Genomic DNA, 13,742 nt, shown 5'->3' on the forward strand with positions numbered 1-13,742 from the left:
ACTGACCAGCCAGCCACCCAACCGGAATTCTCCCGGCCAGGAAGCCCGCCCCTCCGTACTTCCTGTCCCCAACGAACGGAGCATTCCAATGGCCTACTCAGAGAGCCAGAAATACGCGCCGGCGCCGCAATCGCGCCCATACCCGATCACCCCGGGCTCTTCCCTGCGCCTGAACCTCGTCGCTCTCGCTCTTCTGGCGAGTGGTGCGACCCAGGCGCAGACCGCGGCAGGAACCGAATCGGGCGTTGCCCAGCTGCCGGCCGTCACGGTCAAGGCCGAACAGAGCGGCAGCGCCGAGGATGGCTACCTCGTCAAGAGCATTACCGGCGTGGGGATCTGGGGCGAAAGAAGCCTGCAGGACACGCCTTATTCGATGAGCATCATATCGGGCGATCTGATCGAGAACGTGATCGCCAAGGACATGAACCAGATCTTCAAGATGAATCCGACGACGCAGGAAACGGCGAGCATTGCCAGCGATGCCACCGACAACCTGTGGGTGACGATGCGCGGGTTCCAGGTCAATTTCCCGATCATCAACGGCATTCCCTACGCAAGCCGGATTGCCGGCACGCCGATGATGCAGGACATCGAGCGCGTCGAGATCATCAACGGCGCGACTGGCTTCCTGTATGGCGGCGGGCGTGTCGGCGGCGCGGTGAACTACGTCACCAAGAAACCGACGATCGACACCCGGAGAAGCGTATCCGCCGGCAGCTACGGCGGCAGTTCGTATTTCGGCCATGCCGAACTGAGCGGGCAGTTCGACGACAACAATGTCTTCGGCTACCGGTTCAGCGTATTCAACCAGGGCGGTGAAACCAGCAGGAAGGAGGAAAAGAAGCAGAAAGCGGTCAGCCTGGTATTCGACTGGAAGCCGACAGACAACTTCTATGCCGACCTGCGCTACAGCTACAAGGATACCGAAGCCCCGGGGCCGACGATCTTCTGGGCGACCGGGGGCCAGATCGACCGCAGCGGCATCAGCCGGAACCGCAGCCATACGCCCGACTGGCTGGTGCAGGAATTCACCTCGAACAGGATCGAGAGCGGCATCAGGTGGGACATCAACGAGGTCTTCACGCTGCGGACCAACCTGCTCTACGAAGAAGTGGAAAAGACCGGCGGCGACGCCCGCATGCGGTATCTGGACAGGAAGGTGCTGGCGACCTCCTGGTTCGGCAATTACGCCCTGCAGGAGAACGAGAAGAAGGGCATCAGCGCCTACCTCGATTCGAAGTTCGAGACCTTCGGCATATCGCATACGCTGACGGTGGGCTACTCCTCGGCGTCCGACAAGACGAGGAGCAGTACGGACAATTCGCGGAGCTACCAGATACCCACCGACATGACGCTCGACGAATTCAGGAACTATCCCAAGCCCGGTACCTGGGGCAGCGTGGGGCAGACGCCGAGAACGCCGAACTCGAAAGTGAAGTATGACAACATCCTGATCGGGGACGACATCGTCTTCAACGAGCGCTGGTCCGCGCTGGTCGGCTTCAACTACGCAACGACGATGAGCGAGAACTACCGCTCGGGGGTCAAGTACGACGAATCCGCGCTGACGCCGACGCTGTCGCTGATGTACAAGCCGTTCAACGAGCTGACCACCTATGCGACCTACATCGAAAGCCTGGAAGCCGGGGCGGTCGTCGGCAGCACCTACCTGAACGAGAACGAGGTGCTGGACCCCTACATCAGCAAGCAATACGAAATCGGCGCGAAGTACACGCTGAACGACCGGGTGTCGATCAATTCGGCGCTGTTCAGGATCGAGAAGGCCAATGCCTACGACATCCAGACCACGCCGAAGCCGACGCGGACGCAGGACGGCGAGCAGGTCCACCAGGGCATCGAGCTCGGCATCACCGGCAAGGTGACGGACGACCTGACCATCATCGCCGGCGGCACCTTGATGGACCTGAGCATCGACAAGGCCACCAACAGCGCACTGGAAGGCAAGAAGCCGACCGGCGCAGCCAGGGTCATGGCGAAGATCTATGCCGAATACAGCGTCCCGACCGTCAGAGGCCTGTCGGTATCGGGCGGCGCCTACTACACCGGCAAGAAATACCAGGACGACATGAACACCGACGTCGTGCCGTCCTACACCCTGTTCGACGCCGGCCTCAGGTAGACGACCAGGATCGGGCAGTACCCGACCACCTTCAATTTCAGCATCCAGAACATCACGGACGAAGTGTATTGGTCGAACAGCCTGGCGCTGGGCGATCCGCGGACCTTCTCCTTCTCCGTGCGGACTGCGTTCTGATGAGCGGCTGACCGCCGTGCCTATGCGACGCCAGCTTTTGTACCGGCTGGCGCCATGTTTTTCTTGATTGACTGCATATTGCGCAAGGAGCGATTGCATGAGCGCCCGCTTTTCCCTTTCCCGCCGCCGCGTCCTGGCTGGCGCCGTCCTCGCCGCGGCCAGCGGCATCGCGATGCCCGCGCTGGCGGCCCAGGTCGCCACGGTGGCGCTGACGCATGCCAAGGGCACCACCGACGTGCCTGCCGCGCCCAAGCGCGTGGTGGTGTATGACCTCGGTGCCCTGGATGCGCTGCAGGCGCTGGGCGTGCCGGTGGCGGGTGGTCCCAGGGCGCAGATGCCGGGCTATCTGGCGGACTACGCCAGCCGGTACGTCGCGGCCGGCAGCCTGTTCGAGCCGGACTACGAGGTGCTGAGCAACATCAGGCCCGACCTGATCATCGTCGGCGGCCGTTCCAGCGCCAAGCTCGACATCCTGAGCCGGATCGCGCCCACGCTGGATCTGTCCATCGACGGCAAACGGATGCTGCAGGACATCGAACGCAACGTGAACACGCTGGCCGGGCTGTTCGGCAAGCAGGCGCAGGGCCGCGCGCTGGTCGAGCGCATCGACCGGGAAGTGGCCGATCTGCGCCGGCTCGCCGGCCAGGCCGAGCCGGGCCTGCTGCTGATGGCGATCAACGAGAAGATCATTCCGCAGGCGCCGGGCTCGCGCTTCGGCTTCCTGTTCGACGTGCTGGGGGCGAAGTCGGCCGTCGGCACCGCGGACCTGCCGCCGAGCGGCACCGCCTACACCTTCGACGACGTGGCGAAGCTGAACCCGCAGTGGATCTACGTCATCGACCGCAACACCGCGACCGGCCAGGCCGCAGGCGGCGGCGACATCATTCCGTCGCAGAAGGTGTTCGACAACGCCCAGGTCAAGGGCACGGCGGCCGGGCAGAAAGGGCAGGTCGTGTTCCTCGATCCCAAGGGCTGGTATCTGATGGGCGGCGCCGGCCCGTCGGCGCTGCTGGGCAACGTCGCCCAGCTCCGCCAGGCGTACAACGCGGCCGGCCTGCGCTGAGCCTCGCCAAGTGCCTGGCCGGCCTGACCGGATCCAGCCTGAGCGGGCCAGGTCCGGCCGAGCTTGGCGTGTCTGACCCGGCCGGACCTGACCCGGCTGGGCACTTCCACTGCGCGATCGACGATAATCGGGCATGCCCGAATCGACCGCGCCATCCCCATCCTCCTCGCCGCCCGGTGCCGCTTCCCTTCCCGCAGACGCGCCGCCGCGCCGCCTGTCGGCGCTGCGCGGCCTGCTGCCTTTCCTGCGGCCGTATCGCGCGCGCATCGCGCTGGCCTTCGTGCTGCTGTGCCTCGGCTCGGCCACGCTGCTGCTGGTGCCGCTGGCCTTCCGCGACCTGGTGGATTTCGGCTTCGGCAGTGCCGGCGGAGCGGGGACGGCCGCGGCGCTCGACGGCCATTTCCTGCAGCTGTTCGCGCTCGCGGCGTTCTGGGGCGTGGTGGTGGCGGCGCGCTACTACACCGTGTCCTGGGTCGGCGAGCGGGTCACGGCCGACCTGCGCAACGCGGTGTATGCGCGCGTGCTCGGGCAGTCGCCGCAGTTCTTCGAGACCCTGCAGACCGGCGAAGTGCTGTCGCGGCTGACCGGCGACACCACGCTGATCCAGACCGTGGTCGGCAGTTCGGTGTCGATGGGGCTGCGCAGCCTGTTCCAGTTCGCCGGCGGCATGGTGATGCTGGCGGTGACCAGCTTCGGCCTGTTCGCGCTCAATCTCGGCCTGATGGTGGTGCTCGCGGTGCCGATCGTGCTGATCGGGCGCCGGCTCAGGAAGCTGTCGCGCGAATCGCAGGACCGCATCGCCGATGCTTCGGCGCTGGCCGGCGAGATCCTCAATGCGATGCCCACGGTGCAGGCCTTCACCCAGGAAGCGGCAGAGGCCCGCCGCTTCGCCGGACGCAGCGAAACCGGCTTCCTCGCCGCGATCCGCCGCACCCGGACGAGGGCGGGGCTGACCGCGCTGATCATCGCTGCGGTGATGGGCAGCATCATCTTCGTCCTGTGGGTCGGCGCGCAGCAGGTGCATGCCGGTGAACTGAGCACCGGCGAGCTCGCCGCCTTCGTGCTGTATGCGGCGCTGGTCGCCGGCGGCGCGGGCACGCTGGCCGAAGTCTGGGGCGACGTCATGCGCGCGGCCGGCGCCACCGGCCGCCTGCTCGAACTGCTGCAGGCTGAACCGGCGATCCGCGACGCTGCGGTGCCGGCCGTGCCGCGGCGCCTGCCGCAGATGGCGATCCGCTTCGACCACGTCGGTTTCGCTTATCCGGCGCGGCCGCAAGTGCGTGCGCTCGACGACGTCTGCCTCGACATCGCGCCCGGCGAGCGGGTCGCTCTGGTCGGTCCGTCCGGTGCCGGCAAGACCACGCTGTTCCAGCTACTGCTGCGCTACTACGAGATTTCGGCCGGCGCCATCCTGATCGACGGCCAGGACATCCGCACGCTGGCGCTGCGCGCGCTGCGGCAGGACATCGCGATCGTGCCGCAGGACCCGGTGATCTTCTCCGCCAGCGCGATGGACAACATCCGCTACGGCCGTCCCGGCGCCGACGACGAGGCGGTGCGTGCCGCGGCGCGTGCGGCCGGCGCCGACGATTTCATCGCCCGCCTGCCCGAAGGCTACGGCACCTTCCTCGGCGAACGCGGCACCCGCCTGTCGGGCGGCCAGCGCCAGCGCATCGCGATCGCCCGCGCCATTCTCAAGGATGCCCGGCTGCTGCTGCTCGACGAGGCCACCAGCGCGCTCGACGCCGAATCCGAGATCCTCGTGCAGCAGGGCCTGGATGCGGCGATGCACGGCCGCACTACGCTGGTCATCGCCCACCGCCTGGCGACGGTGCAGCGGGTAGACCGCATCGTCGTGCTCGACGGCGGACGCATCGTCGAAGTCGGCACGCCGGCCGACCTGCGTCGCCAGGGTGGCCTCTACGCCCGGCTCGCCGCGCTGCAACTCGATCATTGATGGATATCCGCATGAGCACTCAGCCCAATAACCCGCTGCACGGCATCACCCTCGAAAATCTGCTCCATGCGCTGGTCGAGCACTATGGCTGGGCCGGGCTCGGCCGCCGGGTGGCGATCCGCTGCTTCACCCACGAGCCCAGCATCGCTTCCAGTCTCAAGTTCCTGCGCCGCACACCGTGGGCCCGCGCGCAGGTCGAAGCCTTGTACGTCGATATGCTCGCTGACGGAGCCGCAGGCCCGCGTGGTGCTCAGCGCGGCTGAGAGGGGGCGGCCGGCAGCGCGTTCAGCAGATAGGCCCGGGTGGTGAGGTAGAGCACCAGCCCGTTCAGCAGATGCCACAGGAAATGGGTGCCGAGCGCAGCGTGCGGGCAGACCTGCTGGTCGATCGAACGGAAAAAGAGCGACAGCAGGAGCACGGCGAATGCCGCCAGCACGCCCCAGGCGTCGCGGCGGCCGGCGCGCAGATGGTGGAGGCCGATGCCGGCGATGAACACCAGCGCGCTGCCATAGGCCAGCGAACCGTTCAGCCAGGCCCGTGGCAGGCTGGCGAAGGCGAAGGACAGGGCGAGGTAGAGCAGCACCAGCCCGGCCACCACGGCCACCGGCTGGCGGCTCACCCTGCGGGCATAGAGGCCGACGAAGGCAATCTGGTAGATGAAGATCGGCAACACGTCGGCGACCAGCGTCCAGCGATTGGCCAGGGTATGGAACAGGAAGCTGCCGATGCCGATCAGGGCCACGTTGGCCACCAGAAAGCTGCCCGCCGGATCGAGCCGCAGCCTTTCGCGCCGGATCAGATGCAGCAGGCCGAAGGCGGCGGCGATGAAGGACAGGTTGGTCAGCGCATTGACCGGCTCGGCCCAGAAGGCCGCCGAGGCGCGTTCGCAGTAGAGGTCCAGCGGAGTGCCGAGGTCGGAGGACATGGATGCCTGGATGGAACGATGATGCTGCGCATGATGCCGTGGAACGACGTGGAAGGCGTGATTCGCCGGTCCACCGGTGGACTCGGATACCGCCGCGGCCGTGGAAGGATGGGCATCGTGCCTGTTTTGCAGTGGCAGGTTGATGGCACTGCAGGCGTGCGGGCGCGATAATCCGCAGTTCGCTTTTCGGTTCCTGTCTCCATGTCTTCGTCGCTCGTTTCCGCAGCCCACCCCCGTCCCGCCACCCGCCGCGAATGGTGGGGGCTCGCCGTACTGGTGCTGCCCACGCTGCTGCTGGCGCTGGACATGACGGTGCTGCACCTGGCCGCGCCGCACCTGAGTGCCGACCTGCGGCCGAGCAGCAGCGAGCTGCTGTGGATCCTGGACATCTACGGCTTCATGATCGCCGGCTTCCTGATCACGATGGGTACGCTGGGCGACCGCATCGGCCGGCGCCGCCTGCTGCTGGCCGGCGCCTTCGCCTTCGGCGTGGCCTCGGTGCTGGCGGCCCTGTCGACCACTGCGGCGATGCTGATCGCCACCCGCGCGCTGCTCGGCATCGCCGGCGCCACGCTGATGCCGTCCACTCTGTCCCTGATCCGCAACATGTTCCACGTCGAGCGCGAGCGCACGGTGGCGATCACGGTGTGGATGACCGGCTTCATCGTCGGCAGCGCGATCGGCCCGCTGGTCGGCGGCGTGCTGCTCGAATATTTCCCCTGGGGATCGGTGTTCCTGCTCGGCGTACCGGTGATGCTGGTGCTGCTGGTCGCCGGCCCGCTGCTGCTGCCGGAATTCCGCGACGATGCCGCCGGGCCGCTCGACCTGCCGAGCGCGCTGCTGTGCGTCGGCATGGTGCTGGCGGTGATCTTCGGCATCAAGTCGGCGGCGCGCGACGGCGTGACGCTCGCCGCGCTGGCGGCGGTGCTGCTCGGGCTGGCGGTCGGCATGCTGTTCGTGCGCCGCCAGCGCCGCCTGGCGCAGCCGATGTTCGATCTCGGCCTGTTCGCCAACCGCGGCTTCTCGGTGTCGGTGGCGGCGATGCTGCTGACCATCCTGGCGCTGTCCGGCACCTGGCTGATGGTGTTCCAGTACCTGCAGGGCGTGCTCGGGCTGTCGCCGCTCGACGCCGGCATCGTCATGCTGCCGCCGGCACTGCTGCAGGTGCTGGCGTCGGTGCTGGTGCCGCGGCTGGCGCGCCGCCATCCGCCGCATCGGCTGGTCAGTGCCGGCCTGCTGCTGGCACTGCCGGGTTTCCTTGCGATGATGCTGGTCGGGGGCCCGCCTGCCGGCAGCCCGTATGTTGGCGATGCGGTCTCGCTGTGGCTGCTGGTGGCCGGCACCTCGGTGCTGGGGGTGGGCGTCATGCCGATGATGATCCTCGGCACCGACCTGGTGGTCGGTTCGGCACCGCCGACCAAGACCGGCGCCGCCGCGGCCACCTCGGAGACCGCCACCGAGCTCGGCATGGCGCTCGGCATCGCGATCATCGGCAGCGTCGGCGCGGCGGTCTATCGCAGCCACATGCTGGCCGTGGCAAACGGCGTGGGACTGCCGCCCGAACTCGCCGCCTCGGCCATCGATACCCTGGGTGGCGCGCTCGGCGCGGCGGAGCGGCTGCCGGGCGAGGCCGGCGCGGCCCTGCTGCATGCCGCGCGCGAAGCCTTCGCCGCGGCGCTGCATGTCAACGCGGTGATCGGCGCCGCCATCATGCTGGCGACGGCGCTCATCGTTGCGCTGTTCCTGCGGCGGGCGGCGGGACCGGGGCAGGGGGAGAGCGGACACGGACCGGCTGGCATATCAGATGATTTGATCAAGTAATTCAATATTTCTTGTATCCTGACGACTTCCGCGTGCCCGACACGATCCTTCAAACGCGTTCAGTTTCCGCTTGGTCGTCATATGAGCACCTTGATTACTCCAAGGGACCTGCCTACCTGGGTGCCAGGGCGGGTCCTGTCCGCCAGTGACGGATTGGGCTGGAAGGATGTGGCTCACCGTGCCTATCTCTATACCGGCCTGGATGTGCTGGTGCCGCCGATGGACCATTGCATGATCGTCCGCTACCGCAGCGGCCAGACGCCGATGGACCGGCAGGTGGAGGGGCGCTGGAGCCGCAAGAAGTGCGTGCCGGGGGATTTCTCGCTGCTGACGCATGCGGAGATGTCCCACTGGCACTGGACCGAATGCATCAGCGTGTCCCACACCTATCTTTCGGGCGCGCTGATGCAGCGGGTGGCCGTGGACATCACCGGGCGCAGCATGGTGGACGTGCGCCTGCAGGACGTGTTGCAGGCGCAGGACCCGATCGTCACCGGCATCGTCGATGCCATCACCGCGGAAGCGGAGCAGTGCGCGCCGGGCGGCAACATCTACGTCGAAGGGCTCGCGCTGCAGTTGGCCGTCCATCTGTTCCGCAAGTACGCCTGTATCGACATTCGCGACGACACGCCGGTGGGGCCGCTGGCGCCCCGGCAGATACGCCGCCTCGACGAATACGTCGAAGCCCATCTGCACAAGGGGATCACCATCGAGCAGATGGCCGAGGCGATCGGGCTCGGCGTATGGACCTTCTCCAAGCACTTCCGCGCGAGCACGGGCATGTCTCCCCACGAGTACGTCGTCCGCCGCCGCCTGGAGCGGGCCGCCCGCCTGCTGACCAGCGATGGCCTGGCGATCAAGCAGGTCGCGGCGATGTGCGGATTCGCCGACCAGGCCCATCTGACGCGGGTGATGCGCAGCAGGATGGGCACCACGCCGGCCTGTCTCAGAAAGACCGGCGGCCTCAGGTCGGAACAGGAATGAAAAACAAGCCCCACGCTCCCCCGCTGCGTGCGGTCGCTGCCCCTCAAGGGGGTGCGGCCCGGCGATGAAAAAAGCCGCGGCCTCGTCAAAGAGGCTGCGGCCTGCAAGCCCTGCCGCGGATGCGGCAGGGGGCATGCTGGACACGTCAGACGCTGGGCTGAGCGTCCAGCAACTGCCGGAGATTGGTGTCCAGTTCGGCGATGCAGTTGGCGTCGGTGCCGAACAGCGCCAGGTGGCCGTCGATGCTGTTCAGCGGGCGGAACTCGCTGTCGGCGATCTGCTTCTGCTCGGCCAGGCAGTCGTTGGGCGGGAAGAACATGTCGTGGCTGATCGGCATCACGAAGGTCTTCGCCTTGATGCGGCCGAGTGCCGCGGCCAGGTCGCCGCCGGTATGGCGGCTGACGTCGCCGCGCTGCCATTTCCAGATCATGCACAGCAGGTTGTTCGGGTCCATCGGCGCGAAGTAGCCGGTCATGAACTGATCGACGAAGCTCTCCATGCTGTCGAAGCCCAGCGCCTTGTGGCGGCCGCCGCGGAAGAAGTCGGTGCTCCAGCCCATCACCGTCCACAACTTGGCATGGCGGCGCAGACCGGCCGCCACCTCGGCGGAGTCGGCGTAGTTGCCGTCGCGGAAGGCCGGATCGGTGACGATGGTGTCGATCAGGGTTTCGCCGAACATGAAGTCGTGCTCGGTGTTGCGGGCCGTGCCGGCGATGGGGGCGGCGCGTTCGACCATGTCCGGATGGCGCACCGCCCATTCGTAGGTCTGCTGCGCGCCCATCGAGCCGCCCACCACCAGGGCCAGGCGTTCGATGCCGAAGTGCTGGGTGAGCAGGCGGTGCTGGGCCCGGACGTCGTCGCCGATGCGCACGCGGGGGAACTTCGGCCCGGCGATTTCCGCCGGCGCGTTGCTGGGCGACAGCGACAGGCCGCTGCCGATCTGGTTGACGACGATGATGAAGTAGCGGTCCGGGTCCAGCGCGCGGCCGGGGCCGATATAGACCTGTTCCATGATCTTGCTCGTGCCCGAATACCAGGTCGGGACGAGGATCGCGTTGTCGCGCGCGGTATTGAGCTGGCCGTGGGTGGCGACGGCCAGCGTGCAGTCTTCGAGCACGCCGCCTTCCTCGAGTTCGAGCCGGCCGATGCTGACGAGCTTGTAGGGGCCGTGGTTTTCCTGGGTGTAGTAGGTCATTTGGGTGTCCTCGTGGGGCTGGGGGCAGGGCCGCGGACGGCCCCGGCGCCGCAGGGCATGTGGATGAGGCCGGTGTTCCGGCCGTCGTGGCGGGAAGGGGATGTCGGCGGACTCAGCCTGCCGACATGCCGCCATCGACGCAGTAGCGTCCGCCGGTGCAGAAGGTGCTTTCGTCGCTGGCCAGGAACAGGGCGGTCCGGGCGACCTCTTCGGACAGGCCGTAGCGCCCGGCCGGGATCATGGTCTCGAACTGGGCTTTCACCGTTGCAGCCGCGCCGGGCGCTGCGCCTTCCTCGATGGAACGCATCATGCGATTGTCGATCGGGGAGGGGTGAATGGTGTTGATGCGCACCCCGCTGTTGCCCACTTCCAGCACCGCCGAACGCATCAGCCCGACCACCGCGTGCTTGCTCGCCACATAGGCCGACAGCCCGGCGAAACCCTTCAGGCCGGCGATCGACGAGGTGATGACGATGCTGCCGCCGCCCTGTTTCTGCATCACCGGAATGGCGTGCTTGAGCGGCAGGAACACGCCGCGCACATTCACCGCCATGACGCGGTCGAAGGCCTCGACGGTGTAATCGACCAGCGGCGAGATGCTGCCTTCGGTGCCGGCGTTGGCGAACACGACGTCCACCCGGCCGTGGCGCTGCACCACGGTGTCGATCATGTTGCGTACCTGGTCTTCCCGGGTGACGTCGCCCGCCACATGGCTGACGGCATCGCTGCCGATTTCCTTCACGGCTGCCTGCAGCGCCTGCTCGTTAAGGTCGGCCAGCACCACCCGGGCGCCTTCGGCAACGAACAGCTTGGCCGTTGCCAGGCCGATGCCGCCTGCGCCGCCCGTGATCAGGGCGACTTTGTTGCTCAGTCTTTTCATGATTGTCTCCTCCGTGGATGGCCGGCCGCAGGCTGGCGGCCGGCCCCCGGGGTTGAAGGGTTGGGGTCGGGGGTAGGGTCAGCGCGCGGTGTAGCCGCCGTCGATGACGAGTTCGGCGCCGGTGACCCAGCGCGCCTCGTCCGAGGCCAGGTAAACCGCGCCCCAGGCGATGTCGTCCGGCGTGCCGGTGCCGCCCAGCGGATGCAGGGCGTCCAGATGGGCCTTGGCCGCGTCGTGCGCCAGGCCGTTGTCCTGGACGTAGCGGTCCACCATCGGCGTGAACACGAAGCCCGGATGGATGGAATTGACCCGGATGCGCTCGGGGGCGTAGAGCAGGGCGTCGTTCTTGCTCATCGTCCGCACTGCGCCCTTGGCCGCGTGGTAGGGCGGGATGTCACCGCCGCCGACGATGCCGTAGATCGACGAAATGTTGATGACCGAGCCGCCCCCGGCCTGGCGCAGATACGGCACGGCGTGCTTGGTGCACAGGAACACCGCCGTCACGTTCACCGCCATCACCCGGTTCCACTCGGCCAGCGCCAGCTTGTCGGTCGGCGTGTTCTCGCCCTCGATGCCGGCGTTGTTCACCAGCACGTCGATACGGTTGAACCCGGGGCCGAACTGCGTGGCGGCGGCCTGCATGGCTGCACTGACGCGCTCTTCGTCGGTCACGTCCACCTGCACGAACAGCGCCTTGCCGCCCGTGCCGCGGATCGCTTCCGCCTCCGCCTCGCCGCGCGCATCGCGATCGAGGATGGCGACGGCCGCGCCTTCCCCGGCCATGCGCCGGACGATGGCCAGGCCGAGGCCGCTGCTGCCGCCGGTGACGACCGCCACCTTTCCAGCAAGTCGATTCATGTTGGCTTCTCCGGTCCGGTCAGTTCATCGCGAAACCGGGGTAGCCCTGGCGAGCCAGCTCGTCGCACTTGTTGTGGTAAGTGCCCGCGCCGCCGACGTAGGAGAGCAGCCGGCGCGGCTTGCCTTCGACGTTGGAGCCCATGTACCACGAGTCGGTCTTGGTCAGCAGCGTGGCGTTGGCCACTTCGTCGTGGTGCCTGACCCATTCGTCCTCGAATTCCTGCGTGGCTTCCACCACCTTCTTGCCGTTCTGGCGGGCATAGGCGATGCAGTCGGTGATCCAATTGACCTGCTGCTGCAGGCAAGTGGGCATGTTGCACAGCGCGGCGGACGGCGCCAGCGGCGCGCCGGTGGTGAACAGGTTGGGGTAGCCGTGGACCTGCAGGCCCATCGCGGTGCGGATTTCCTTGCTCCACTGCTCCTTCAGCGAACGCTTGCCGCGGCCGCGGATGTCGATGCGGCTCAGCGCGCCCGAACCGGCGTCGAAGCCGACCGCCAGGATGATCACATCGACTTCGTGCACCTTGCCGTCGGAGGTCTGGAAACCTTCCGGCACGACCCGCTCGATCGGCGTCTTGCGGCAATCCACCGCTTCGACGTTGGGCTGGAGATAGACCTCGAGGTACTTGGTTTCCAGCGGCACGCGATGGGTGCCGAAGCCGTAGTCCTGCGGAATCAGCAGGTCCCACAGGTCGGGGCGGCTCTTCAGGCGCTCGCGCATCTTGCCGCGGACGAATTCGGACACCACTTCGCTGATTTCCTCGTCGAAGAACATTTCCGGGAAACCGGCCAGCCACGGTGCCAGCGAGCCATCCTCCCACAGCGCCTCCATGACGGCGGTGCGCTGCTCCGGTGTGTTCTCGGCCCACGAACCCTTGTCGAAGTCGTAGTCGAAGCCGGCGAAGGTGCTGCGCACGCGCTGCTTGAGCTCGTGGAAGCGGGAGCCCCATTTTTCCCAGTCCGCCGCGGTGTACTTGGGGTTCTTCATCGGCACGACGTATTGCGGCGTGCGGGCGAAGATCTTCATCGAACCGACGATGGGGGCGATCGTCTGGATCACCTGGATGCCGGTGGCGCCGGTGCCGACCACGGCAACGCGCTTGCCTTTCAGGTCCACCGGCTCCTTGGGCCACAGGCCGGTGATGTAGAGCTCGCCCTTGAAGCTGGACTGGCCGGGGAAGCGTTCGGTGATCGGCGCCGACAGCATGCCGCAGCAGGCGACCAGGTACTGGGTCGTCACCTGTTCGCCGTCCGCGGTGGTGATGCGCCAGATGTCCTGCGCTTCGTCGTAATGGGCCGAGGCGATCCGGGTATTGAACTGGATGTCCTTTCTCAGATCGAGCTTGTCGGCGACGTAATTGAGCCAACGCTCCGTTTCTTCCTGGGCGGGGAAGCGTTCGGAAGGCTGCCACGATTTGTACAATTCCTCGGAGAACCAGTATTGGTAAATCTCCGCCTGGGAATCGAAGCGGGCGCCCGGATAACGGTTCCAATACCAGGTTCCGCCGACGTTGCTGGCAGTTTCATAGGCACGCACATTCATGCCCATTTCCCGCAGGCGATGCAATTGATAGAGCCCGGCCACGCCCGCGCCGATGACGATGGCGTCGAAATGCCTGGTTGCCGCCTGGTTTCCGGTGCTGTTGCCCTGTACCTGTGCAGTACTCATTTTTGTCTCCTTCACTTCCGTTGCTAAGGGTTTTCCCGATGATCGGAGATCACGCGGTAGCACGCTGCCGCGCCTCGATGGACGCGTTTCGTTTCATGCCGGAAGAGAATCTATA

Annotated in this window: 12 protein-coding genes; 7 read left to right on the forward strand and 5 right to left on the reverse strand. The window is 66.8% G+C overall.

Going from position 1 to position 13,742, the window contains the following annotated elements; translation table 11 throughout:
• Positions 1–88: 88 nt before the first annotated feature.
• The 4 genes from AAFL97_RS05905 to AAFL97_RS05920 all read left to right on the forward strand — a co-directional run bounded on the left by AAFL97_RS05905 (position 89) and on the right by AAFL97_RS05920 (position 5,558).
• Positions 89–2,140, forward strand: a complete 2,052-nt coding sequence (locus tag AAFL97_RS05905; RefSeq protein ID WP_341644128.1) for a TonB-dependent siderophore receptor — start codon at positions 89–91, stop codon at positions 2,138–2,140.
• A gap of 232 nt (positions 2,141–2,372) precedes the next feature.
• Complete coding sequence (locus AAFL97_RS05910) at positions 2,373–3,338, forward strand: siderophore ABC transporter substrate-binding protein (RefSeq protein WP_341644129.1); 966 nt, start codon at positions 2,373–2,375, stop codon at positions 3,336–3,338.
• A gap of 133 nt (positions 3,339–3,471) precedes the next feature.
• Positions 3,472–5,295, forward strand: a complete 1,824-nt coding sequence (locus AAFL97_RS05915; protein ID WP_341644130.1) for an ABC transporter transmembrane domain-containing protein — start codon at positions 3,472–3,474, stop codon at positions 5,293–5,295.
• Between the two features lie 11 nt (positions 5,296–5,306).
• On the forward strand, positions 5,307–5,558 hold the full coding sequence (locus tag AAFL97_RS05920; RefSeq protein WP_263462753.1) for a VF530 family protein: 252 nt from the start codon (positions 5,307–5,309) through the stop codon (positions 5,556–5,558).
• Here the strand turns inward: AAFL97_RS05920 and AAFL97_RS05925 are convergent.
• On the reverse strand, positions 5,546–6,220 hold the full coding sequence (locus tag AAFL97_RS05925; protein WP_341644131.1) for a ceramidase domain-containing protein: 675 nt from the start codon (positions 6,218–6,220) through the stop codon (positions 5,546–5,548). The two genes, AAFL97_RS05920 and AAFL97_RS05925, sit on opposite strands and share 13 nt — an antisense overlap.
• An 18-nt stretch (positions 6,221–6,238) precedes the next feature.
• Here AAFL97_RS05925 and AAFL97_RS05930 point away from each other — a divergent pair, with 18 nt between their 5' ends.
• The 3 genes from AAFL97_RS05930 (at position 6,239) to AAFL97_RS05940 (ending at position 9,025) form a co-directional block, all read left to right on the forward strand.
• Entirely contained in the window at positions 6,239–6,391 is a 153-nt protein-coding gene (locus AAFL97_RS05930) for a hypothetical protein (RefSeq protein ID WP_263462755.1), read from the forward strand.
• Positions 6,392–6,421: 30 nt separating this feature from the next.
• Positions 6,422–8,041, forward strand: coding sequence for an MFS transporter (locus tag AAFL97_RS05935; protein ID WP_341644132.1), 1,620 nt, complete (start codon positions 6,422–6,424; stop codon positions 8,039–8,041).
• Between the two features lie 168 nt (positions 8,042–8,209).
• Positions 8,210–9,025 (forward strand): AraC family transcriptional regulator, encoded by an 816-nt coding sequence (locus AAFL97_RS05940; RefSeq protein ID WP_341644133.1) that lies wholly within the window; start codon positions 8,210–8,212, stop codon positions 9,023–9,025.
• Positions 9,026–9,170: 145 nt separating this feature from the next.
• On the opposite strand, the gene AAFL97_RS05945 is transcribed toward AAFL97_RS05940, so the two are convergent.
• The 4 genes from AAFL97_RS05945 to AAFL97_RS05960 all read right to left on the reverse strand — a co-directional run bounded on the left by AAFL97_RS05945 (position 9,171) and on the right by AAFL97_RS05960 (position 13,627).
• Positions 9,171–10,220: an alpha/beta fold hydrolase gene (locus tag AAFL97_RS05945; RefSeq protein WP_300160288.1), complete on the reverse strand. Its 1,050-nt coding sequence runs from the start codon at positions 10,218–10,220 to the stop codon at positions 9,171–9,173.
• A 112-nt stretch (positions 10,221–10,332) separates the two neighbouring features.
• Positions 10,333–11,100: an SDR family NAD(P)-dependent oxidoreductase gene (locus AAFL97_RS05950; protein ID WP_341644134.1), complete on the reverse strand. Its 768-nt coding sequence runs from the start codon at positions 11,098–11,100 to the stop codon at positions 10,333–10,335.
• Between the two features lie 78 nt (positions 11,101–11,178).
• Positions 11,179–11,958 (reverse strand): SDR family NAD(P)-dependent oxidoreductase, encoded by a 780-nt coding sequence (locus AAFL97_RS05955; RefSeq protein ID WP_341644135.1) that lies wholly within the window; start codon positions 11,956–11,958, stop codon positions 11,179–11,181.
• Between the two features lie 19 nt (positions 11,959–11,977).
• Entirely contained in the window at positions 11,978–13,627 is a 1,650-nt protein-coding gene (locus tag AAFL97_RS05960; protein WP_341644136.1) for a flavin-containing monooxygenase, read from the reverse strand.
• Positions 13,628–13,742 lie beyond the last annotated feature (115 nt).

Origin of the sequence: Thauera sp. SDU_THAU2 (assembly GCF_038260575.1) — a bacterium.
GTDB lineage: Bacteria > Pseudomonadota > Gammaproteobacteria > Burkholderiales > Rhodocyclaceae > Thauera.